Genomic DNA, 20,779 nt, shown 5'->3' on the forward strand with positions numbered 1-20,779 from the left:
GTGCCTGATTTTTCAAAATTAAGTGTTAATTCTATATTAGATGCACTAGGGCTTGCATTTTTTAGTATGTCTTTGGGTGTTTGTGTGATTTTAACTTATGCAGCAAGCTTACCTGATAAAACAAATTTTATAAGTAGTGCTTTAAATATTATTATTATTAATACTATCATTGGCTTAATGATGGGGCTTATTGTATTTACTTTTATATTTGAATTTGGAGCTGATCCTACTCAACAAGGTCCAGGGCTTATATTTATATCACTAACAACACTTTTTGCAAAATTAGGATTTTTAGGAAATATTTTAGCCATAGCCTTTTTTATTGCATTGTTTTTTGCAGGAATTACTTCAGCTATTTCTATGATAGAACCTTTTACTTTTTATCTTATAAATCGTTATCAAATTTCAAGAAAGAAAGCTTTGGTTTTTGTAGGTGTGATTGTTTATTTTCTTGGAAGTTTATCTATACTTTCTTTTTATCATGTAAGCGCGCCAAGTTTAAATTTCTTTGGAAAAAGTTTTTTTGATATTTTAGACTTTTTCATACAAAATTTATTAATGCCAATTTCTGCTTTAATTACAGCATTTTTTGTAGGTTTTGTACTTAAAAAAGAAGCTTTGCAAATTTTATTTCAACCATTTATGCGCGGGGTATATTTTGAAATTTGGTATATCTTTTTAAGATATATTTCTCCATTAGCAGTGATTTTAATCATGGCTAGACAGCTTTTTTTCTAAGGCATTAAAATGAATGATAAATTTTCTAAAATAGGCTTTGTATTAGCCGTTGCAGGCGGGGCTATAGGGCTTGGAAATGCTTGGAAATTTCCAACCTTAGTAGGACAAAATGGAGGCTTTGCCTTTGTGCTTTTGTATTTGCTTTTGACTATTAGCGTGGGATTTTGTGTATTTTTGGCTGAAATTGCTATGGGAAGATTAAGTCAAAGTGATCCTGTAAATGCTTATAAAAGCTTGGCAACTAAATATGCTCAAAAATGGAAATTTGCGGGATTTTTTATGCTTGGTGGAATTTTTGTATTATCTTTTTATCTTGTTATTATGGGTTGGGTTTTAAAATACATGATAACTTCGATTTATTATTTACCTAGTAATACTCAAGAAGCAGGAGCTTTATTTGGAAATTTAGTACAAAATAGTATTTTAGAAAGTAGTTTGTATTTTTTAATTGCTTTTTTTCTTACCTTGTTTGTTGTCTCAAGAGGGGTTAAAAGTGGTATAGAAAAACTCAATGTTTGGATTATGCCAAGTTTGTTTATCATGCTTGTTTTAATGCTAGTGTATTGTTTTTTTCAAGATGGTTTTAAAGAAGCTTTTGTTTATTTGTTTTATCCTGATTTTACTAAGCTTAATTTAAATTCGGTTTTAACAGCTTTAGGTCTTGCTTTTTTTACTTTATGTTTGGGTATAGGTTGTATTACTACTTATGCAGCTTCATTAAAAGATGATACAAATTTAATTACAAGTTCAATTGTAATTGTGCTTTTAAATATCAGCATAGGCTTAATGATGGGGCTTATTGTATTTACTTTTATATTTAAATTTAATGCCAATCCCGCAGAAGGTGCTGGACTTGTATTTATATCTTTAACAACTTTATTTTCTAATTTAGGCACTATTTTTGGGCATTTTTTAGCCTTTTATTTTTTCTTGGCTTTATTTTTTGCAGGAATTACTTCAGCAGTTTCTATGATAGAACCTTTTACTTTTTATCTTGTGAATGAATATAAAATTTCAAGAAAAAAAGCTTTGGTTTTTATAGGCTTTGTGGTTTTTCTTTTAGGGATGAGTTGTATTTTATCTTTTAGTGCTAGTTATGGAGCTAGCTTTAGCTTTTTTGGTTTAAGTTTTTTTGATATTTTAGATAAATTAACTTCTAATTTTATGCTCCCACTTGGAGCTATTGCAAGTGCTATTTTTGTGGGATTTTTTGTAGATAAAATGAAAATCTATAATTTATTTTCTAAATTTATGAGTAAAGCTATTTTTGAAGTATGGTATTTTTTGCTTAGATTTGTTGCACCTATTGCGATTATTATCATTATGTTAAATCAAATTTTATAAATTTATTTTTTAAGAAAGTAGAGTTATAATTGCAAAGATGTAAAAATAAGGAAAAATTATGGCTAAAAAGTTAATTGATGTAATGGATACCACATTTAGAGATGGTTTTCAATCTGTTTATGGTGCTAGAGTTTTAATGAATGACTTTTTTCCTGCCCTAGAAGCAGCTAAAGAAGCAGACATTAAACATTTTGAATTTGGCGGTGGAGCTAGGTTTCAAAGCTTATTTTTTTATTTAAATGAAAATGCCTTTGAAATGATGGATAAATTTAGAGCCATCGTTGGAAAAGAAGCAAATTTGCAAACTCTTGCAAGAGGGGTTAATACCGTAGCACTTGATACAGGTAGTAAAGAAATTATTGACTTGCATGCAAAAATGTTTGCAAAACATGGCACAACCACCATAAGAAATTTTGATGCGTTAAATGATGTAAATAATTTAAAATTTAGTGGAGAATGTATAGTTAAGCATGGTTTAAAACATGAAATTACTATTACTTTAATGGATTTACCTCCAAAATGTAAAGGCGCGCATGATGTGCCTTTTTATGAAAGAATTTTAAAAGAAATCCTACAAGCACAAATTCCTTTTGATAGTATTTGTTTTAAAGACGCAAGTGGAACTTCAAATCCAAATAAAATTTATGAAGTTATTAAAATGGCTAGAAAAAACTTGCCCGAAAATATGCATATAAGATTACATACGCATGAAACTGCAGGGGTGAGTATAGCATGCTATTTAGCAGCTTTAGAGGCAGGTGTTGATGGTATAGATTTAGCTGCTGCTCCTGTTAGTGGTGGTACTTCTCAGCCTGATATTTTAACCATGCTTCATGCTTTAAAAGGAAGTAATTTTGATCTTGGTTTGGATGAAGAAAAAATTTTAAAATACGAAGAAGTGCTAAAAGACTGTTTAAAAGATTATTTTTTACCACCTGAAGCAACAGCGGTAAACCCTTTAATACCTTTTTCGCCTATGCCAGGTGGAGCATTAACCGCTAATACACAAATGATGAGAGATAATAATATTTTAGATAAATTTCCTCAAGTTATAAAAGCCATGCAAGAAGTGGTAGAAAAAGGTGGCTATGGTACTTCGGTTACTCCTGTATCACAGTTTTATTTCCAACAAGCTTTTAATAATGTAATGTTTGGTCCTTGGAAAAAAATAGCAGATGGATATGGTAAGATGGTTTTAGGATATTTTGGAAAAACTCCTGTTGCTCCAGATTCTGAAGTAATTAAGCTTGCAAGCGAGCAATTAAAATTAGAGCCAACTACAAAATTAGCCACAGATATTGCCGATGCAGATGAGAGTAAAAGCATAGCTTATATTAAAAACTTATTAGAAAAAGAAAATTTAGAAGCAAGTGAAGAAAATATTTTTATCGTTGCAGCTTGTAAAGAAAAAGGCATAGCTTTCTTAAAAGGCGAAGCTAAGGTTAATGTTAGAAAAAATAGCAAATTAAAACCAAGTCTTGTTAATGAAAATCAATTTACCGTTTCAGTTAATGGTAATAAATACCATGTGGAAGTAAGTGCAGGTTTTGATAGAGATGTTAATGTTAAAAGTGCTGTAAAAGTAAGTAGTAACAACGCAGAAGCTAAAAAAGTCCAAACGAGCGATAATGCTATCGTTGCAAGTATGAATGCAAATGTATTTAAAATTTTAGTCAAAGAAAATGATAGTGTAAAAGCAGGACAAGTTGTAGCTGTACTTGAAGCTATGAAAATGGAGATTGAAGTTAGCGCAAGTAAAGATGGAGAAATTGCAGAACTTTTAGTAAATGCTGGTGAGAGTGTAAGTGAAGGCCAAGCTTTAATGACTTATAAATAAGGAGGCAAAAATGATAGGTTTAGAAAATTTAGGTTTAGAAAATATCGGACAAGTTTTTCATAATCTTAGTTATGATGAGCTTTTAAAACATGAAAAAAACAACAATGAAGGTGTTTGTACTAAAAATGGTACCTTTAGTGTGGATACGGGAATTTTTACCGGAAGAAGTCCTAAGGATAAATATTTTGTAAAACAAGATCCTTCACAAAAATATATTGCTTGGGGTAAGATTAATCAACCTATTAGTGAAGAATTATTTGAAAAACTTTTAGCAAAAGCTAAAAAGCAACTTAGTAATAGTGATATTTATATTCAAGATGCATATTGTGGAGCTTCATTAAAAAGTCGTAAGGCTGTGCGTTTTGTAACGCAAATTGCATGGCAAGCGCATTTTGTAAAAAATATGTTTATTCGTCCAAAAGAAGAAGATCTTAAAGAGTTTAAGCCTGATTTTGTGGTATATAATGCTTGTAAATGTGTGAATGAAGACTATAAAAAAGATGGTTTAAATTCAGAGGTTTTTGTTATTTTTAACATAGAAAAAAATATAGCAGTAATTGGTGGAACTTGGTATGGTGGAGAGATGAAAAAAGGAATTTTCTCTATGATGAATTACTGGCTTCCACTAGAAAATAAACTTTCTATGCATTGTAGTGCTAATGTTGGAGAAAAAGGTGATGTGGCGCTTTTCTTTGGACTTAGTGGCACAGGTAAAACCACTCTTTCAACTGATCCAAAAAGAAAATTAATAGGCGATGATGAGCATGGTTGGGATGATGAGGGTGTATTTAATTTTGAAGGAGGTTGTTATGCAAAATGTATCAATCTTGACCCTCAAAGTGAGCCAGAAATTTATGGAGCTATAAAGCAAAATGCACTTTTAGAAAATGTAGTTTTAAAAGATGATTTAAGTGTTGATTTTAATGATGGTTCTAAAACTGAAAATACTAGAGTTTCTTATCCGATAGAACATATTTTAAATCACGAGCCAAGTCTTAGCGCAGGTCATCCTAGTAATATCATTTTCCTTTCAGCGGATGCTTTTGGCGTTTTACCTCCGGTTAGTAAACTTAGTAAAGAACAAGCAATGTATTATTTTCTAAGTGGTTATACTGCTAAAGTTGCAGGAACTGAAAGAGGTATTACTGAACCTGTTGCGACTTTTTCAGCTTGTTTTGGGGAAGTATTTTTACCATTACACCCAACTGTTTATGCAAAACTTTTGGGCGAAAAAATTAGCAAGCATAATGTGAATGTTTATCTAGTAAATACCGGCTGGAGCGGTGGAGCTTATGGTGTAGGCAAAAGAATGAGTATAAAAGCTACTAGAGCTTGCATTAATGCGATTTTAGATGGTAGCATACAAAATTGTGAGTTTGAAAACTATGATTTATTTAATCTTGCAGTTCCAAAAGAATTAGCAGGTGTAGAAAGTAAGCTATTAAATCCTATTAATACTTGGGAGGATAAAAAAGCTTATGAAGAAACTAAATTAAAGCTTGCGAAAATGTTTATAGAAAATTTCAAACGCTATGAAGATGTAAAAGAAGGAGCAGAATTTAAATTAGCTGGTCCTGCTATCTAAAAAGAGTTAAGCTCTTTTTAGAATAGTGATTCAGGATTGATTTGGGTTTCTTTATTTTTTGGAAGCTCAAATCCACCTAACATATGAAAATGTAAATGGAAAACTTCTTGTCCGCTATTTTTTCCACAGTTTGTGATTAATCTATACCCGCTTTTATCAAGTCCTAAAAGAGTAGCTAGTTCTTGAATGAATTGTGTCATTTCGCTCATTAATTCAGGTCTTAATTCTTGAAAGTTTTCAAAATGCTCTTTTGGAATGATTAAAATATGAATAGGTGCTTTAGGATTGATATCATGAAAAGCTAAAAATTTTTCACTTTCTAAAACTTTATTAGCAGGGATTTTTCCTTCTATGATTAGTTCGAATACGGTTTTTTCTCTCATTTAGTAGTCCTTTTTTTGTTATTTTTGCTAATTTTAAATAATTTTACATTAGAATGTTTAAAAAAAATTTAGTTGGAGCTAAAATTGCAAGATATGATAGAAAAAATTGCTTCTGCAAATACTTTAGCAGAACTTGAAAATATAAAAGTAAGTGTTTTAGGAAAAAAAGGTATTTTGACTTTGGAATTTGCAAAGTTAAAAGATTTGCAAGGTGAAGAAAAAAAAGAATTTGCTAATGGTTTAAATAAAGCAAGAGATGAATTTAATGAAGTATATCAAATAAAATTAAAAGAATTAGAAGAAAAAGCTTTAAATGAAAAAATGAAACAAGGTGTGCAAGATTTTAGCTTTTTTGATGAAACTTCAAATGCAGGTGCTTTGCATCCAATCATGCAAACTATGGATAAAATCATAGAATATTTTACAGCTTTAAATTTCAGTATAGAAAAAGGGCCTTTGATCGAGGATGATTTTCATAATTTTGAAGCATTAAATTTACCACAAAATCATCCTGCAAGAGATATGCAAGATACTTTTTATTTTGAAGATAAAACCTTGCTTAGATCTCAAACTTCTCCGGTTCAAATTAGAACTATGCTATCTCAAAAACCACCTATTAGAATGATAGCACCAGGTGCAGTTTTTAGAAGAGATTTTGATATTACCCATACGCCTATGTTTCATCAAGTAGAAGGACTTGTGGTAGAAGAGGGTGATAAGGTAAATTTTGCAAATTTAAAAGATATGCTAGAACATTTTTTAAAACATATGTTTGGTGATGTAAAAGTGCGTTTTAGACCTAGCTTTTTTCCTTTTACAGAACCATCTGCTGAAGTAGATATTTCTTGCGTGTTTTGTAAAGGTTGTGGATGTAGAGTTTGTAAGCAAACAGGATGGCTTGAAGTTTTAGGATGTGGTGTTGTTGATCCTAATGTTTATAAATTTGTTGGTTATAAAAATGTAAGTGGCTATGCTTTTGGTTTGGGTGTGGAGCGTTTTGCTATGCTTTTACATAAAATTCCTGATTTGCGTTCTATGTTTGAAGGTGATTTAAGATTATTGGAGCAATTTAGATGATTATTAGTAGAAATTGGTTAAATGAATGGATTGACTTAAGTGAAATATCAACACAAACTATAGTAAATACTTTAAATTCTATAGGATTAGAAGTTGATAGTTTCAAAAGTGTTAAAGCTCCTCAAAAAGTTGTAATAGGTAAGGTTTTAGAAAAAGTTAAACATGAAAATTCAGATAAATTGAATATTTGTAAAGTAGATGTTGGGAATGAAATTTTACAAATTGTTTGTGGGGCAAAAAATGTTGATAAAGATCAATTTGTAGCCGTATCTTTAGTGGGTGCAGTGCTTCCAAATGGACTTGAGATAAAACCTGCCAAACTTAGAGGAGTTGAATCTATGGGTATGATTTGCTCTTCTAGTGAGCTTGGTTTTGGAAAAAGCAATGAAGGTATTATGGTTTTAGATGAAAGCATGGGGGAATTAGTTCTAGGAAAAGCCTTAAATGATTATGAACTTTTTAATGATGAATTAATTGAAATAGAACTTACTCCAAATCGCGGGGATTGCTTGAGTTTATATGGTGTTGCTAGAGATTTAAGCGCAGCGCTTGATTTAAATTTAAAAGAATTAAATCCTTTAAAAGAAAGTGAAAATAGCGTAGGTATAGGAAGAATACTAAGTGTTAAAAATCAAAGTGATGTTGAAGGCTTTTTTGCTTATAAAGCATTAGAGATTAAAGAAGAGTTTAAGTTAAATATCACGATACAAATTCGTCTTGCTTTGATTGAATTATATAAAAACAACAACATAGAAAATCTTTTAACTTATGCAACTCATGCAAGTGGGGTGATTTTTTGTGCTTATGATTTTCATAAGCTTTGTAAAGAATGTCAAATCGATGAAAAGATTATCTTAGAAATTAAAACTCAAGAACATGGAGAATATGGAGTTTATTATAAAGATGAATTGATTGCTTTAGCAGGTATAGAGCAAGAAGATAAATTTAAAATCAATGATGAAAGTAAAATCATCATTATAGAAGCAAGCTATACTCATCCTCAAACTATAGCAAATGCAATAGCCTTTTATAAAAAGAAAAATGACACTATATATCGTTCTTTAAGAGGTAGTGAGCCTAAGCTTTCTTTGGGAATGGAGTATTTATTTAATGAGTGTTTAAAAATTAGCGCGATGAGTGTTTTTTCTGGAAGTCAACAAGTTTTTAAAGAAAATGAAGCAAATATTATTGGTATTTTTGGTGCAGAGATTGATAAAATCATTGGTATGCCTATAGATAAAAATAATTTAGTAAAAATTCTTAAAAAACTAGGCTTTGAAATAAGTGTAGTAAATGATGAGCAATTTAATATCAAAATCCCACTTCATCGCAGTGATATAGCAAATATAGCTGATATTAGCGAAGAGATAGTAAGAATTATTGGCATTGATAATATCCCATCAAAAGCTTTAGAATTTAAAGAAAAAAATCGCTTAAATAAAGTATATTTTGATTATCAAGAGCTTAAAAATTTAAGATTAAAAGCAAGTAGTAATGGATATTTTGAAAGTGTGCATTATGTTTTAGATAATGAAGAAGAATTAAGTCAATTAGGATTTAAATGTATTAAAAATAAGCTTATTAATCCTATCACCAATGAACTTAATACTTTAAGAAGTACTTTGATAAATCATCTTTTAAATGCAGCAAGCTTTAATCTAAGAAATTCTAAAAAGAAAATCAAACTTTTTGAATGTGGTAGTGTTTTTGATGAGTTTTCAAACGAGCATGCTAAATTTGCTATGATCTTTAGTGGCTACAAAGAAGAAGCTAAAATCACAAATAAAGCTAAACCTGTTTTGGTAGATTTTTATACTTTTTTAGCAGAATTAAAAAGCATTATAGGTGAGTTTAGTTTGCAAAAATCAGAATACGCATTTTTAAGCCCATATGAGCAAGCAAATGTATATAAAAATGGTAAGCGCCTAGGGTTTATAGGTAGAGTGCATTTAAGTATAGAAAATAAAAGAGATCTGGTTAAAACTTATATTTGCGAGCTTGATTTAGAGGGCTTAAAACAAGACTTTAAAACCGCTAAAGCTTATTCTAAATTTCCATCTATGAGCAGGGATTTAAGTATAGTTATACCTAAGGGTTTTGAATATGAAAAAATCAAACACACTATTACTAAATTAGATATTGAAAGATTAGAAAGTTTTAGAGTAGTAGATTTATATACAGATGAGAATTTAGGCGATTTTTATAGCTTGACTATTAATTTAGTATTTAGAGATTTTGAAAAAACCTTAGAAGATAATATTATCCTTGAATATATTGATAAAATCATCAAAGCTTTAGATGATGAGCATGGTTTAAAACTTCGATGAAAATCAGTCCTATTAGTTCTTTTAGGGTAGAGCTTGAAGATATAGCTTCTGATAAGTCTATATCTCATCGCTTTGCTATCTTTTCTTTGCTTACTCAAGGAACTTGCAAAATTAAAAATTATTTAAAAGCACAAGATACTTTGCATACTTTAGCAATTATTCAAGCTTTGGGAGCTGAGGTTGAGGAAATTGATGGATTAATTTACATTAAAGCTCCAAAATATATAAAATCTCCAAATTGTGTTTTAGATTGTGGCAATTCAGGTACAGCTATGAGACTTTTAATAGGTCTTTTAAGCGCTATTGAAGATGAAATTTTTGTACTTAGTGGGGATTGTTATTTAAATGCTAGGCCGATGAGACGTGTAAGCGAGCCTTTGATGAGTTTAGGGGCTAAAATTTATGGAAGAGCTAATGCAAATTTAGCACCTATTTGTATACAAGGAGCTAAGTTAGAAGGTTTTGATTTTAGTAGTAATATTGCTTCAGCTCAGATAAAATCGGCTTTAATTTTAGCAGCTTTATTTGCCAAAAAAGAAAGTTATTTTAAAGAAATTGAGCTTTCAAGAGATCATAGTGAGATTATACTTAATAAAATGGGAGCTTGCATTGAATATTTAAATGAGGATAAAACTTTTATCAAAATAAATCCTTTAAAAGAAAAATTAAAAGCATTTGAAGTATGTGTACCAAATGATCCATCATCGGCCTTTTATTTTGCCTTAGCTGCTTGTATTTTACCTCATTCAAAAGTAGTTTTAAAAAATGTTTTGTTAAATAAAACACGCATTGAGGCCTTTAAAATTTTAGAAAAAATGGGTGCAAAGATCACTTATAATATTATCAATGAAGATTTTGAAAGTATTGGAGAAATTTATGTTGAAAGTGCGCCTTTAAAGGCGATAAATGTGAGTGAAAATATCGCATGGTTGATTGATGAAATTCCAGCTTTGGCTATAGCTTTTGCTTGTGCAAAAGGAAAAAGCATTATAAAAAATGCTAAAGAATTGCGCGTAAAAGAAAGCGATAGAATCAAATCAATTGTATTAAATTTGCAAAAATGTGGCATAAAGGTAAAAGAATTTGAAGATGGTTTTGAAGTAGAAGGTGGCGAAGCTAAAAATGCTAAAATAGAAAGCTTTGGAGATCATAGAATCGCGATGAGTTTTTTAATTTTAGGTTTAAGATGTGGAATGGAAGTAGATGATAGTGAATGTATTAAAACTTCTTTTCCAAATTTTATTGAGATTTTAAAGCAAATAGGAGCTAAATTTGGAGATTGAACTAGCAAAAAGCTATGGATTTTGTTTCGGGGTAAAAAGAGCTATTAAAAAGGCTGAACAGATTAAAGATGCAGCTACCATAGGCCCTTTAATTCATAACAATGAAGAAATCACAAGACTTTGGAAAAATTATAATGTTAAAACATTAAACGACATCAACGAATTAAGCACAGAAAAAAAAGCTATCATTAGAACCCATGGTATTACAAAGCAAGATTTGGAAAAATTAAAGCAAAAAGATATAGAAATTTTTGATGCAACTTGTCCCTTTGTGACTAAACCTCAAAAAATTTGTGAGCAAATGAGCAATGAAGGCTATGAAGTTGTGATTTTTGGAGATGAAAATCATCCTGAAGTAAAAGGGGTGAGAAGTTATGTAAGTACTAAGGCTTATGTAGTGCTTGATGAAAAAGAATTATTTGATATTAAATTACCTTCTAAAATTGCAGTGGTATCACAAACTACAAAAAAGATAGAAAAATTTATGGAAATTGTGAATTTTTTAATGCTTAGGGTTAAGGAAGTGCGTGTTTTTAATACCATATGCGATGCGACTTTTAAAAATCAAGAAGCAATCAATGAGCTTGCTAAAAAAAGTGATGTAATGATAATAGTTGGAGGAAAAAATTCAGCTAATACTAAGCAACTTTTTTTGATAGCAAAAAACTACTGCGAGGATAGTTACTTAATCGAAAATGAAAAAGAAATTCAAAAAGAATGGTTTAGTGGTAAAGAAAAATGTGGTATTAGCGCAGGTGCTTCTACACCGGATTGGGTAATTGATTTGGTTTTGGAAAAAATCAAAGAATACACCAAAATTAACTAAGTTTAAAGAAAACAATACTATAATCAAGAATTAAAATTTAAAACAAAGGACCACGATGAGCGAGGTGAACAAAAAAGTTCAAAACAGACTAGAGGATATTATCATAGAAGAAGATTTTGAGCAAATGCTTGAGGAATCTTTCAAGTCTGATGAGGAGGCAACTACACAGGGTATAATTGTCGCGATTAAAGGCGATGAGGTATTTGTAAATGTAGGGCAAAAATCAGAAGGTATTTTAGCAATAGAAGAAATTCAAAACGACAAAGGCGAATTTATCTTCAAAGAAGGCGATACATTAGAAGTTGCTATAGTGGGTTCTCGCGGTGGCAGATCTTTACTTTCTCATAAAAAAGCTTTAAGAAAGCAAAAAGTTAAAGAATTTATTGATAATTATAAAGATGATGAAAGTATGTTTGATGTAAAAATCATTGGTAAAAATAGAGGTGGCTTTGTAGCTGTGGATGAGAATGGAGTAGAATTTTTCTTGCCAAAATCACAAAGTAGCTTTAAAGATTCAAATAACATCATCAACAAAACTTTCAAAGTTAAAATTATCAAAATAGATAAAGAAGCTCAAAGCATAGTAGTTTCTAGAAAAAAAATAGTAGATGAGGAAAGAAAAAAACGCAAAGAGATTATCTCAAATGTGTTAAACCAAGAAGAAATTATAGAAGGCATTGTTAAAAAAATTACTACCTATGGTATGTTTGTTGATGTAGGCGGTGTTGATGGTTTGGTTCACTATAGTGAAATTTCTTACAAGGGGCCAGTAAATCCTAGTTCATTGTATAATGAGGGCGATAAGGTTCCTGTAAAAGTGATTAAATATGATAAAGATAAAAAACATCTTTCTTTATCTATCAAACTTGCTATGCCTGATCCTTGGGATGAAATTAAAGATGGTTTAGAGGTTGGTGACACTATTAAGGTTACAGTTTCAAATATAGAGCCATATGGTGCTTTTGTTGATTTGGGAAATGATATAGAAGGATTTTTACATATAAGTGAAATTTCTTGGGATAAAAATGCTAAAAATCCAAAAGATTATATTAGCGAAGGCCAAGAGCTTGATGTAGAAGTAATTGAGATTAATGCTAAAGAAAGAAGACTTAGAGTTTCTTTAAAAAATTTATTAGCAAAACCTTTTGATGAGTTTTTAAAATCACATAAAGTAGGTGATGTGGTAAAAGGTAGTGTTACTTCTGTGACTAATTTTGGTGCCTTTGTAAAAATTGCAAACTTAGAAGGTTTATTGCATAATGAAGACGCTTCATGGAATAGAAACGATAAATGCAAAGATATGTATAAAGTTGGTGATGTTATAGAAGTTAAAATCATCAAGCTTGACAAAGAAAATCAAAAAATTTCTTTAAGCACTAAAGAATTGCAAAAAAGTCCTGTACAAGTTTATGCACAAAAACACCAAGTGAATGATATTATCTCAGGAAAAATTAGAGATATTAAAGATTTTGGAGTTTTTGTAGAGCTTGAAGAGGGTGTTGATGCGCTAATCCACAAAGAAGATTTAGGTAATATTGATTTTTCAAGTTTAAAAGTAGGCGATACAATAGAAGCTTTAATTGTTTTCATTGATGAAAAGAAAAATAGAATTCGTTTAAGCGTAAAAAGTCTTGCAAGAATGAAAGAAAGAGAAGCGTTAAACGAAATCAATGATAATGATAAAGTAACTTTAGGTGATATTATCAAAGATCAACTTTCATAATAACAAATGAAAAAATATACCCTTTATGGTATTTTAGGCTTTTTAAGCCTAGCTTTGATTGTTGCTTTTGTTTTTATGGTGAGATATGTAAATGTTGGAAATTTACCTATCTCACAAAATGTTAAATATTCTTTTGATGAGATAAAAAAAGAATTGCCACAAACTTGGCAAGATAAGCTTTCAAATCTTAAAATTAATGATTTTTCTCCAGCAGCGAATGAATTTTATATGAGTTTTAATATGGATGATTCTGTGGTAAAACCAAAACAAAAATTTTATATGCTCGATGTAAATAAAAACGATGTTTATTCTATGTTTTGTTTAAAGCAAACTTTGCATTCTTTTTTTATCAAATACACTTTAACACAAAGCAAAGATGAAGTGGCAATTTATTTAGATACAAATAATGAAAAAGTTTTAAACGCACTGATCGACAAATTAAAAATTTACAACATAAATGCAAAATTAAAGGAGGTTTGGTTATGAAAAAAATTATTGTATGTGATGCAATATTAGACAAAGGTGTGGAGCTTTTAAGAAAAGCTGATGATGTAGAACTTATTGAAGCAGCGCATTTACCTAAAGATGAGCTTTTAACAAAATTAAGTGATGTAGATGTAGCTATTACTAGAAGTTCAACAGATGTGGATTTGAAATTTATCAATGCATGTTCTAATTTAAAAGCTTTAGTTAGAGCAGGTGTTGGGGTTGATAATGTTGATATAGATGAATGCTCTAAAAAAGGCATTATAGTTATGAATGTACCAACGGCTAATACTATAGCAGCAGTCGAACTTACTATGAATCATCTATTATGCTCTGCAAGATCTTTTGTAAATGCTCATAATTTTTTAAAAATACAAAGAAGATGGGAAAGAGAAAAGTGGTATGGTGTTGAACTTATGAACAAAACTTTAGGGGTTATAGGTTTTGGCAATATAGGCTCAAGAGTAGCTGTACGCGCAAAAGCTTTTGGTATGAAAGTTATAGCTTATGATCCTTATGTGGTAGCTTCTAAAATGACTGATTTGGGTATTGAGTGCGTGAATTCTTTAGATACAATCTTAACTCAAAGTGATTTTATTACCATACATACACCAAAAACAAAAGAAACAACAGATATGATTTCTTTTGAAGAAATTTCTAAAATGAAAGATGGCGTAAGATTGATAAATTGTGCTAGAGGTGGCCTTTATAATGAAGATGCTTTGTGCGAGGGATTAAAAAGTGGTAAAATAGCTTGGCTTGGCATAGATGTATTTAATAAAGAACCTGCAACTAATCATCCATTTTTAGACTTTGAAAATGTTTCTGTTACTTCTCATCTTGGTGCAAATACTTTAGAAAGTCAAGAAAATATAGCTATCCAAGCATGCGAGCAAGCTTTAAATGCTGCAAGAGGAATTTCTTATCCTAATGCTTTAAATTTACCAATTAAAACTGAAGATTTGCCAAGTTTTGTAGCACCTTATATTGAGCTTATTTCTAAAATGGGCTTTTTGGCTGCTCAGCTTGATAAAACTCCTATTAAAGCGATTAAGCTTGAAAGTGAAGGACAAATTAGCGAGTATAATGAGTCTTTACTAACTTTTGCAACAGTGAGTGTTTTAAGAGGTATTTTAGGTGAAAATATTAATTATATTAACGCGCATTTTGTAGCTAAAGATAAGGGCGTAGAACTTTCTTCTTGTATTTTGCCAAGTAGTGGTTATAGTAATAAAATCACCATAAAGGTAATCACAGATAATTCTAACCTTTCTATTTCAGGAACTATTTTTGGTGAAAATGAACAAAGAATAGTAGAATTAAATGGTTTTGATGTAGATTTTAAACCAAAAGGAAAAATGATAATTTTAAACAATAATGACATACCAGGAGTTATTGCTAATGTTAGCGGAATTTTAGCTAAAAATAATGTCAATATAGCTGATTTTAGACTTGGTAGAAATGGCTTTGGAAAAGCTTTAGCTGTGATTTTACTTGATGCAAAAATTTCAAAAGCTTTGCTTGAAGAATTAAGAGCTGTTGATGCTTGTATTTTTGCAGAATATGCAGAAATTTAAGGCTTTTTATAAGCCTTAATTGTTACAATTATTTTTTAATTTTAAAATTAAGGAAAATATATGGCTTCTTATGGAATGGGAGATTTAAAAAAAGGTTTAAAAATAGAAATTGATGGTATTCCTTTTAAAATCGTAGAATATCAACATGTAAAACCAGGAAAAGGTCCTGCTTTTGTACGTATTAAAATTAAATCTTTTATCGATGGTAAGGTTTTAGAAAAAACTTTCCATGCAGGAGATAAATGTGAATCTCCAAATTTAGAAGAAAAACAAATGCAATATCTATATGATGATGGTGAAAATTGTCAATTTATGGATACTCAAACTTATGAGCAAGTTGCAATTAGTGATGAAGATGTGGGTGAAGCTAAAAAATGGATGCTTGATGGAACCATGGTGGATGTTTTATTCCACAATGGAAAAGCAATTGGTGTGGAAGTGCCTCAAGTAATGGAGCTTAAAATTATCGAAACAGCACCAAATTTCAAAGGTGATACTCAAGGTTCAAACAAAAAACCAGCTACTTTAGAAACAGGTGCAGTGGTGCAAATTCCTTTCCATGTGCTAGAAGGGGAAGTGATTCGCGTTGATACTGTGCGTGGAGAGTATATAGAAAGAGCAAATAAATAATCCCTTGTTTTAAGGGATTATAAAGTTCTTAATTTATTAATCTCATCTCTAAGCATTGCTGCTTTTTCAAATTCAAGATTTTTAGCAGCTTCTAACATTTGTTTTCTTAATTCTTTTACTATTTTGGCGCGTTCTTTTGCAGGCATTTTTTCAAGTTCTTTGCCTTTACGATAAATTTCTCCTTGCTCAAGTTCATGTTTTAAACTTTCTTCTATATTTCTTTTTACTGAGGTTGGTGTGATGTTGTGCTTTTTATTATAAGCTTCTTGTAAAACCCTTCTTTTATTAGTAGTATCGATAGCTTCTTGCATAGATTTTGTGATTTTTTTGGCAAAAAGTAAAACTTTCCCATTAACATTTCTAGCAGCACGCCCCATCGTTTGAATGAGTGCAGTGGTACTTCTTAAAAAGCCTTCTTTATCTGCATCCATAATCGCTATAAGAGAAACTTCAGGCAAATCAAGTCCTTCTCTTAAAAGATTAATCCCGATTAAAATATCAAAAGCACCACTTCTTAAACCACGGATGATTTCATTACGCTCTATTGCGTCAATTTCTGAATGCATGTATTTTACTTTTAAGCCAAGTTCTAAGTAGTATTTACTAAGCTCTTCGGCCATTTTTTTAGTTAAAACAGTTATTAAAACTCTTTCATTACGCTCTATAACTTTTTTAGCTTCATCGTATAAAATTTCTACTTGATTTTCACTATCTTTGATTTCTATTTTAGGATCTAAAAGCCCTGTTGGACGCATGATTTGATAAAAAATATTTTCTTTGCTTAATTCTAGTTCTAAAGGTGCAGGTGTGGCTGAAACAAATAAAAATTTACAATTTTTATTAATAAATTCATCAAACATCAAAGGTCTATTATCTAAGGCACTTGGCAAGCGAAAACCATAATCAACCAAAGTTTGCTTTCTACTTCTATCCCCTGCAAACATCCCACGAAATTGTGGTAAAGATACATGAGATTCATCTACAATGACTAAAAAGTCTTGGTTTTTAATAGCAAAATAATCAAAAAGCGTATAAGGTGTATCACCGCTTTTAAGCCCTGTTAAATGCAAAGCATAATTTTCAACTCCTTTGCACATTCCAGTGCTTTGAAGCATTTCAAGGTCAAATTCTACTCTTTGTTTTAACCTTTGTGCTTCTACGAGTTTATTTTCATTTTCAAAATAAGCAAGGCGTTCATTTAATTCAGCTTTTATACCTTTTATAGCCTCTTTAAGCCTAGCCTCACCTACGCTAAATTGACTAGTTGGGTAAAGTATGAATTTTTTTAAATCTTTACCTTTTTTATTTTCTAAGACATTATAATGATACATCGCCTCAAGCTCATCGCCAAAAAACTCAAGTCTAATAGCTTCATCTTCATAATAAGCTGGATATATGTCTACTATATCTCCATTTACTCTAAAATCAGCCCTATCAAAGAAATTATCATTGCGTTTATAGCCCATATCTACAAGTTTTTTTAAAAGTTCTTTTTGTGAAATTTGCATATTTAGTTCTAAAATTAAAACCATACCCACATACTCACTTGGATTTCCCAAGCCATAATTTGCCGAAACACTAGCTATACAAATAACATCATCATAACTTAAAAGCGAAGCACTTGCGCTTAGTCTTAATCTTTCTAAGTCTTCATTAGTGGAACTATCTTTTTCTATAAACACATCCGTTCTTGGTATATAAGCTTCTGGCTGATAATAATCATAATAGCTTATAAAATACTCCACGTGATTATTTGCAAAAAAGCCTTTAAATTCACTATAAAGTTGCGCGCATAAGCTTTTATTGTGACTCATGATAAGAGTGGGCATGTTTAAGTTTTTAATGATATTTGCCATAGTGAAAGTTTTTCCACTGCCTGTAACACCTAGCAAGGTTTGGTATTTATTACCTGCTTTAATGCTTTTTACTATACCATCAATGGCTTGTTTTTGATCAGGACTTGGCTTAAAATCACTAGTAAGTTCAAACATAAATTTTCCTAACTTGTATTTTTGCTAATTTTACACAAAATTTTTTGTAAAAATTTAAATTTTAAAACAAAAAGCTATGCAAAATTAAATTTTTTTTTGTTACAATTATGTGTTTAAAATACTCTAAATATAAAATCAATAAAGGCAAGAAAATATGTATGATGAAAGAATAATCAACACAATGACAGATAAAGTAAATGAGCTTTTGGCTAAATATAATGAAGTATGTGAAATCAATGAAAATTTAAGAAATGAATTAGTAAGTGTAAAAGCACAAAATGAAGCTAAAAACAATCAAATCGCACGTTTAGAAGAAGAGCTTAAAAATAAAAATATTGAAAGCGAAGATGTGATCAAAAAAATAGAGGCAGTTCTTGGCAAACAATAACCAAAGAAAAGTTACAATTAATGTCTATGCAAAAGACTTTGTTGTAACATGCAGTAATGAATTTGCAAATCATCTTGAAGATGAAATTGCTTTAATTTCTGGAGGTACAGGCAAGATAGAGCTTGCAAATTTCATTAATGCTTTTGTAAAACTTAGCTACGAAAACTATATCTTAAAAAAAGAACTCAATAAACTTATCAATACTATCGATGAAGAAATAAAATAAATGCAAACAAAAAAAGCTTTTACTTTGATAGAGCTTATTTTTTGTATGATGATTATTGCTATTCTTAGCGTAATTGCTTATCCGTATTTTTCTTTTGGAAAAAACGATGCTAAACTCATTCAAGTAAAAAGTGAGGTAGAACTTATCAATGCTTCTTTGTCTTTACTTAGAAATCAGTTTTTATTTAAAGAAAGTAAGGATTTTCTAGCAATTTTAGATGAAGCTTTGATAAATAGTGAAAATCAAAAATTATTTGTATGTTCTAATTCTCAAAATTATAAAAATACGAAACAATGCACTTACAGCGTTTTAGAAAAACCAATCATTTCATCTAAAAAATCGTGGATGAAAATAGCAAATACTCAATATAGATTTTTTATAAATTCTAAAAATTACATAGATTTTTCTTATAATAGTGAAAAAGTTTTTTTAGAATGTGTGAGTTTAAATTGTAAGGATTATGGGTTTTGAATTTTTATCAACTTGCTATTAAAGGATATTATTTAGATACCTTAACTTATGAATGTGAAGAAGAATTTGAAATTTTAGATGAGGTAATAGTTGATCTTGCAAGGAAAAAAAATCTCAAAGCTATAATTTTACAAAAATGTTCAAAGCCTGATTTTAAAACCCAAGCCATAAAGGAAAAAACAGGTTTTAAACTAACGCAATATCAATACGAACTTGCTCAATTTATTGCTTATTATTATGCTAGTAAAATAGCTTTTGTTTTAGGTATGTTTGAAAGCATTAAAGAGTATAAAAATGAAAAAATTCATATAGAAAAAACACCTAGTTTAAGTAAAAACCAGCAAGAGGCTTTGGAATTTATAAAAACCAAACAAACTAGTTTGCTATTTGGTGATACAGGAAGTGGTAAAACTGAAATTTATATTAGCTTGATAAAAGAATATCTAGAGCAAGGAAAGCAGGTTTTGCTTTTAATGCCAGAAATCGCTCTAACTCCACAAATGCAAAAAAGATTAAAAGTATATTTTGGCGAGCATTTTTTCTTGTGGCATTCTAAAATTACTAAGAAAAAAAAGCAAGAATGTTTGCAAGATTTAGCAAATTCAAAAGCTCTTTTAGTGGTGGGAGCTAGGTCGGCTTTGTTTTTGCCTTTTGAGAATTTAGGTTTGATTATTATTGATGAGGAGCATGATAATTCTTATAAAGCTTCTAATAATCCAAAAATCAATGCAAGAGATTTGGCTTTATTTATAGCAAAAAAAATGCATATAAAAGTTCTTTTAGGTTCTGCTACTCCAAGTGTTGTAAGTTTTTATAAACATCCTTGTTTTAGACTTAAAGGAACTTTCTTTGAAAGCAAAAAGCAGTTTTTATACGATGAGAGTGAGCTTAGTGTTTCATCAAAATTGCTTTTAGAATTAAAAATTAGCTTAAGAAATAAAAAGCAAGCCGTGGTATTTTTACCTACAAGGGCAAATTTTAGACAAATTTTATGTAAAGAATGCGCTAATACTATTAAATGCCCTTTTTGTTCTATTGCTTTGAGTTTGCACAAAAATAAAAATGCATTAAAATGTCACTATTGTAATTTCACTAAAGAAATCGATCAAACCTGCCCAACTTGCAATGGAGTTATGCTTGAAGCTAAAAAAATGGGCACAGCAGAGCTTTGTGAGCTTTTAGAAAAAGAATTAGCTGAGTTTAATCCTATCATAAAAAGATTTGATAGTGATGAGATTAGCAGTGTAAAAAAGCTTGATATGATTTTAAAAGATTTTAACCAAGAAAAAATTGATATTTTAGTAGGTACTTCCATGCTTGCTAAAGGACATGATTATCACAACGTGGATTTGAGTGTGATTTTGGGTCTTGATGAGTACTTATTTAGACCTAATTTTAAAGCCTTAGAAGAGACTTTGGCTCTTGCTATGCAAGTAGCAGGTCGTGCAGGTCGAAAGGGCGAGGGTAGGGTGCTTTTACAAACCAAAAATAGATCTTTTTTTGAAAAATATATACAAGATTATGATAGTTTTTTAAAAGATGAATTAAATGCTAGAAGTGAGCTTTATCCCCCATTTAAAAGACTTTTAAGGCTAATTGTTGAGGATGAGGATAAAAACAAAGCTTTAAATTTGTGTGAATTTATAGCTAATAAAGTTCAAGAATTAAAACAAGTGCAATTAGTAGGCCATGGTGCTTGTGGCATTGAAATGCTAAATAAAAAATGGCGTTTTTATGTATTATTGCGTGCTAATACTCATCAAGAACTTGTAAAATTTGAGCATTTTGTTTTAAATTTTAAAAATATTACTTGCGATATAGATCCGGTTGATTTTTCTTAAAAAATATATTTATTTATAAATAATTATTATTTTATAATAAAAACAA

At 30.1% G+C, this 20,779-nt stretch carries 18 protein-coding genes; 16 read left to right on the forward strand and 2 right to left on the reverse strand.

Going from position 1 to position 20,779, the window contains the following annotated elements:
- From L8V88_RS06825 to pckA, 4 genes are all read left to right on the forward strand, one after another.
- Window positions 1-738 (forward strand): sodium-dependent transporter (locus tag L8V88_RS06825; RefSeq protein ID WP_263727334.1); only part of this gene is annotated, 738 nt, incomplete at its 5' end.
- A 9-nt stretch (window positions 739-747) separates the two neighbouring features.
- On the forward strand, window positions 748-2,082 hold the full coding sequence (locus L8V88_RS06830; RefSeq protein ID WP_263690415.1) for a sodium-dependent transporter: 1,335 nt from the start codon (window positions 748-750) through the stop codon (window positions 2,080-2,082).
- A 58-nt stretch (window positions 2,083-2,140) separates the two neighbouring features.
- The gene (locus L8V88_RS06835) at window positions 2,141-3,919 is read left to right on the forward strand and encodes a biotin/lipoyl-containing protein (RefSeq protein WP_263727335.1); all 1,779 of its coding nucleotides are present in this window, start codon (window positions 2,141-2,143) and stop codon (window positions 3,917-3,919) included.
- 10 nt (window positions 3,920-3,929) lie between these two features.
- Window positions 3,930-5,504, forward strand: a complete 1,575-nt coding sequence (gene pckA, locus L8V88_RS06840; RefSeq protein ID WP_263727336.1) for a phosphoenolpyruvate carboxykinase (ATP) — start codon at window positions 3,930-3,932, stop codon at window positions 5,502-5,504.
- 17 nt (window positions 5,505-5,521) lie between these two features.
- Here pckA and L8V88_RS06845 read toward each other — a convergent pair whose 3' ends face one another.
- Window positions 5,522-5,887, reverse strand: a complete 366-nt coding sequence (locus L8V88_RS06845; protein WP_220555324.1) for a histidine triad nucleotide-binding protein — start codon at window positions 5,885-5,887, stop codon at window positions 5,522-5,524.
- 84 nt (window positions 5,888-5,971) lie between these two features.
- Here L8V88_RS06845 and L8V88_RS06850 point away from each other — a divergent pair, with 84 nt between their 5' ends.
- The 8 genes from L8V88_RS06850 to efp are packed head-to-tail and all read left to right on the forward strand — an operon-like array spanning window position 5,972 to window position 15,816.
- Window positions 5,972-6,964 carry a phenylalanine--tRNA ligase subunit alpha gene (locus L8V88_RS06850; protein ID WP_263727356.1) on the forward strand — a complete coding sequence of 331 codons (993 nt, stop codon included), beginning with the start codon at window positions 5,972-5,974 and terminating at the stop codon, window positions 6,962-6,964.
- On the forward strand, window positions 6,961-9,291 hold the full coding sequence (gene pheT, locus L8V88_RS06855; RefSeq protein WP_263727337.1) for a phenylalanine--tRNA ligase subunit beta: 2,331 nt from the start codon (window positions 6,961-6,963) through the stop codon (window positions 9,289-9,291). The genes L8V88_RS06850 and pheT overlap by 4 nt, the downstream gene beginning before the upstream one ends.
- Complete coding sequence (aroA, locus tag L8V88_RS06860) at window positions 9,288-10,574, forward strand: 3-phosphoshikimate 1-carboxyvinyltransferase (protein ID WP_263727338.1); 1,287 nt, start codon at window positions 9,288-9,290, stop codon at window positions 10,572-10,574. Before pheT ends, aroA begins: the two co-directional genes overlap by 4 nt.
- Window positions 10,564-11,400, forward strand: coding sequence for a 4-hydroxy-3-methylbut-2-enyl diphosphate reductase (locus L8V88_RS06865; protein WP_263682342.1), 837 nt, complete (start codon window positions 10,564-10,566; stop codon window positions 11,398-11,400). The genes aroA and L8V88_RS06865 overlap by 11 nt, the downstream gene beginning before the upstream one ends.
- Before the next feature lie 55 nt (window positions 11,401-11,455).
- Window positions 11,456-13,123, forward strand: a complete 1,668-nt coding sequence (locus L8V88_RS06870) for a 30S ribosomal protein S1 (protein ID WP_039618939.1) — start codon at window positions 11,456-11,458, stop codon at window positions 13,121-13,123.
- A gap of 6 nt (window positions 13,124-13,129) precedes the next feature.
- Entirely contained in the window at window positions 13,130-13,609 is a 480-nt protein-coding gene (locus L8V88_RS06875; protein ID WP_263675239.1) for a hypothetical protein, read from the forward strand.
- Window positions 13,606-15,186 carry an alpha-ketoglutarate reductase / D-3-phosphoglycerate dehydrogenase gene (locus L8V88_RS06880; RefSeq protein ID WP_039618935.1) on the forward strand — a complete coding sequence of 527 codons (1,581 nt, stop codon included), beginning with the start codon at window positions 13,606-13,608 and terminating at the stop codon, window positions 15,184-15,186. Before L8V88_RS06875 ends, L8V88_RS06880 begins: the two co-directional genes overlap by 4 nt.
- Before the next feature lie 60 nt (window positions 15,187-15,246).
- A complete protein-coding gene (gene efp / locus L8V88_RS06885) occupies window positions 15,247-15,816 on the forward strand; it encodes an elongation factor P (protein WP_039618934.1) in 570 nt (189 codons plus the stop codon).
- A gap of 17 nt (window positions 15,817-15,833) precedes the next feature.
- Here efp and uvrB read toward each other — a convergent pair whose 3' ends face one another.
- Complete coding sequence (gene uvrB / locus L8V88_RS06890) at window positions 15,834-17,807, reverse strand: excinuclease ABC subunit UvrB (protein ID WP_263727339.1); 1,974 nt, start codon at window positions 17,805-17,807, stop codon at window positions 15,834-15,836.
- Window positions 17,808-17,961: 154 nt separating this feature from the next.
- On the opposite strand from uvrB, the gene L8V88_RS06895 reads away from it, so the two are divergent.
- Genes L8V88_RS06895 through L8V88_RS06910 form a run of 4 tightly spaced genes read left to right on the forward strand, consistent with a single transcriptional unit; the run spans window position 17,962 to window position 20,733 of the window.
- Window positions 17,962-18,195: a hypothetical protein gene (locus tag L8V88_RS06895; protein WP_012661890.1), complete on the forward strand. Its 234-nt coding sequence runs from the start codon at window positions 17,962-17,964 to the stop codon at window positions 18,193-18,195.
- On the forward strand, window positions 18,182-18,421 hold the full coding sequence (locus L8V88_RS06900) for a hypothetical protein (protein WP_012661889.1): 240 nt from the start codon (window positions 18,182-18,184) through the stop codon (window positions 18,419-18,421). The genes L8V88_RS06895 and L8V88_RS06900 overlap by 14 nt, the downstream gene beginning before the upstream one ends.
- On the forward strand, window positions 18,422-18,892 hold the full coding sequence (locus L8V88_RS06905) for a type II secretion system protein (protein ID WP_263727340.1): 471 nt from the start codon (window positions 18,422-18,424) through the stop codon (window positions 18,890-18,892).
- Window positions 18,889-20,733 (forward strand): primosomal protein N', encoded by a 1,845-nt coding sequence (locus L8V88_RS06910; protein WP_263727341.1) that lies wholly within the window; start codon window positions 18,889-18,891, stop codon window positions 20,731-20,733. The genes L8V88_RS06905 and L8V88_RS06910 overlap by 4 nt, the downstream gene beginning before the upstream one ends.
- The last annotated feature ends 46 nt before the right edge of the window (window positions 20,734-20,779 follow it).

Source organism: Campylobacter sp. IFREMER_LSEM_CL2101 (genome assembly GCF_025771825.1).
In the GTDB taxonomy this organism is placed as follows: domain Bacteria; phylum Campylobacterota; class Campylobacteria; order Campylobacterales; family Campylobacteraceae; genus Campylobacter_D; species Campylobacter_D lari_C.

Coding starts and splice junctions, on each gene's coding strand:
- L8V88_RS06905 (WP_263727340.1), top strand. CDS start 18,422: ATGCAAACAAAAAAAGCTTTTACTTTGATAGAGCTTATTTTTTGTATG.
- efp (WP_039618934.1), top strand. CDS start 15,247: ATGGCTTCTTATGGAATGGGAGATTTAAAAAAAGGTTTAAAAATAGAA.
- L8V88_RS06895 (WP_012661890.1), top strand. CDS start 17,962: ATGTATGATGAAAGAATAATCAACACAATGACAGATAAAGTAAATGAG.
- L8V88_RS06845 (WP_220555324.1), bottom strand. CDS start 5,887: ATGAGAGAAAAAACCGTATTCGAACTAATCATAGAAGGAAAAATCCCT.
- L8V88_RS06880 (WP_039618935.1), top strand. CDS start 13,606: ATGAAAAAAATTATTGTATGTGATGCAATATTAGACAAAGGTGTGGAG.
- L8V88_RS06870 (WP_039618939.1), top strand. CDS start 11,456: ATGAGCGAGGTGAACAAAAAAGTTCAAAACAGACTAGAGGATATTATC.
- uvrB (WP_263727339.1), bottom strand. CDS start 17,807: ATGTTTGAACTTACTAGTGATTTTAAGCCAAGTCCTGATCAAAAACAA.
- pheT (WP_263727337.1), top strand. CDS start 6,961: ATGATTATTAGTAGAAATTGGTTAAATGAATGGATTGACTTAAGTGAA.
- pckA (WP_263727336.1), top strand. CDS start 3,930: ATGATAGGTTTAGAAAATTTAGGTTTAGAAAATATCGGACAAGTTTTT.
- L8V88_RS06835 (WP_263727335.1), top strand. CDS start 2,141: ATGGCTAAAAAGTTAATTGATGTAATGGATACCACATTTAGAGATGGT.
- L8V88_RS06875 (WP_263675239.1), top strand. CDS start 13,130: ATGAAAAAATATACCCTTTATGGTATTTTAGGCTTTTTAAGCCTAGCT.
- L8V88_RS06830 (WP_263690415.1), top strand. CDS start 748: ATGAATGATAAATTTTCTAAAATAGGCTTTGTATTAGCCGTTGCAGGC.
- aroA (WP_263727338.1), top strand. CDS start 9,288: ATGAAAATCAGTCCTATTAGTTCTTTTAGGGTAGAGCTTGAAGATATA.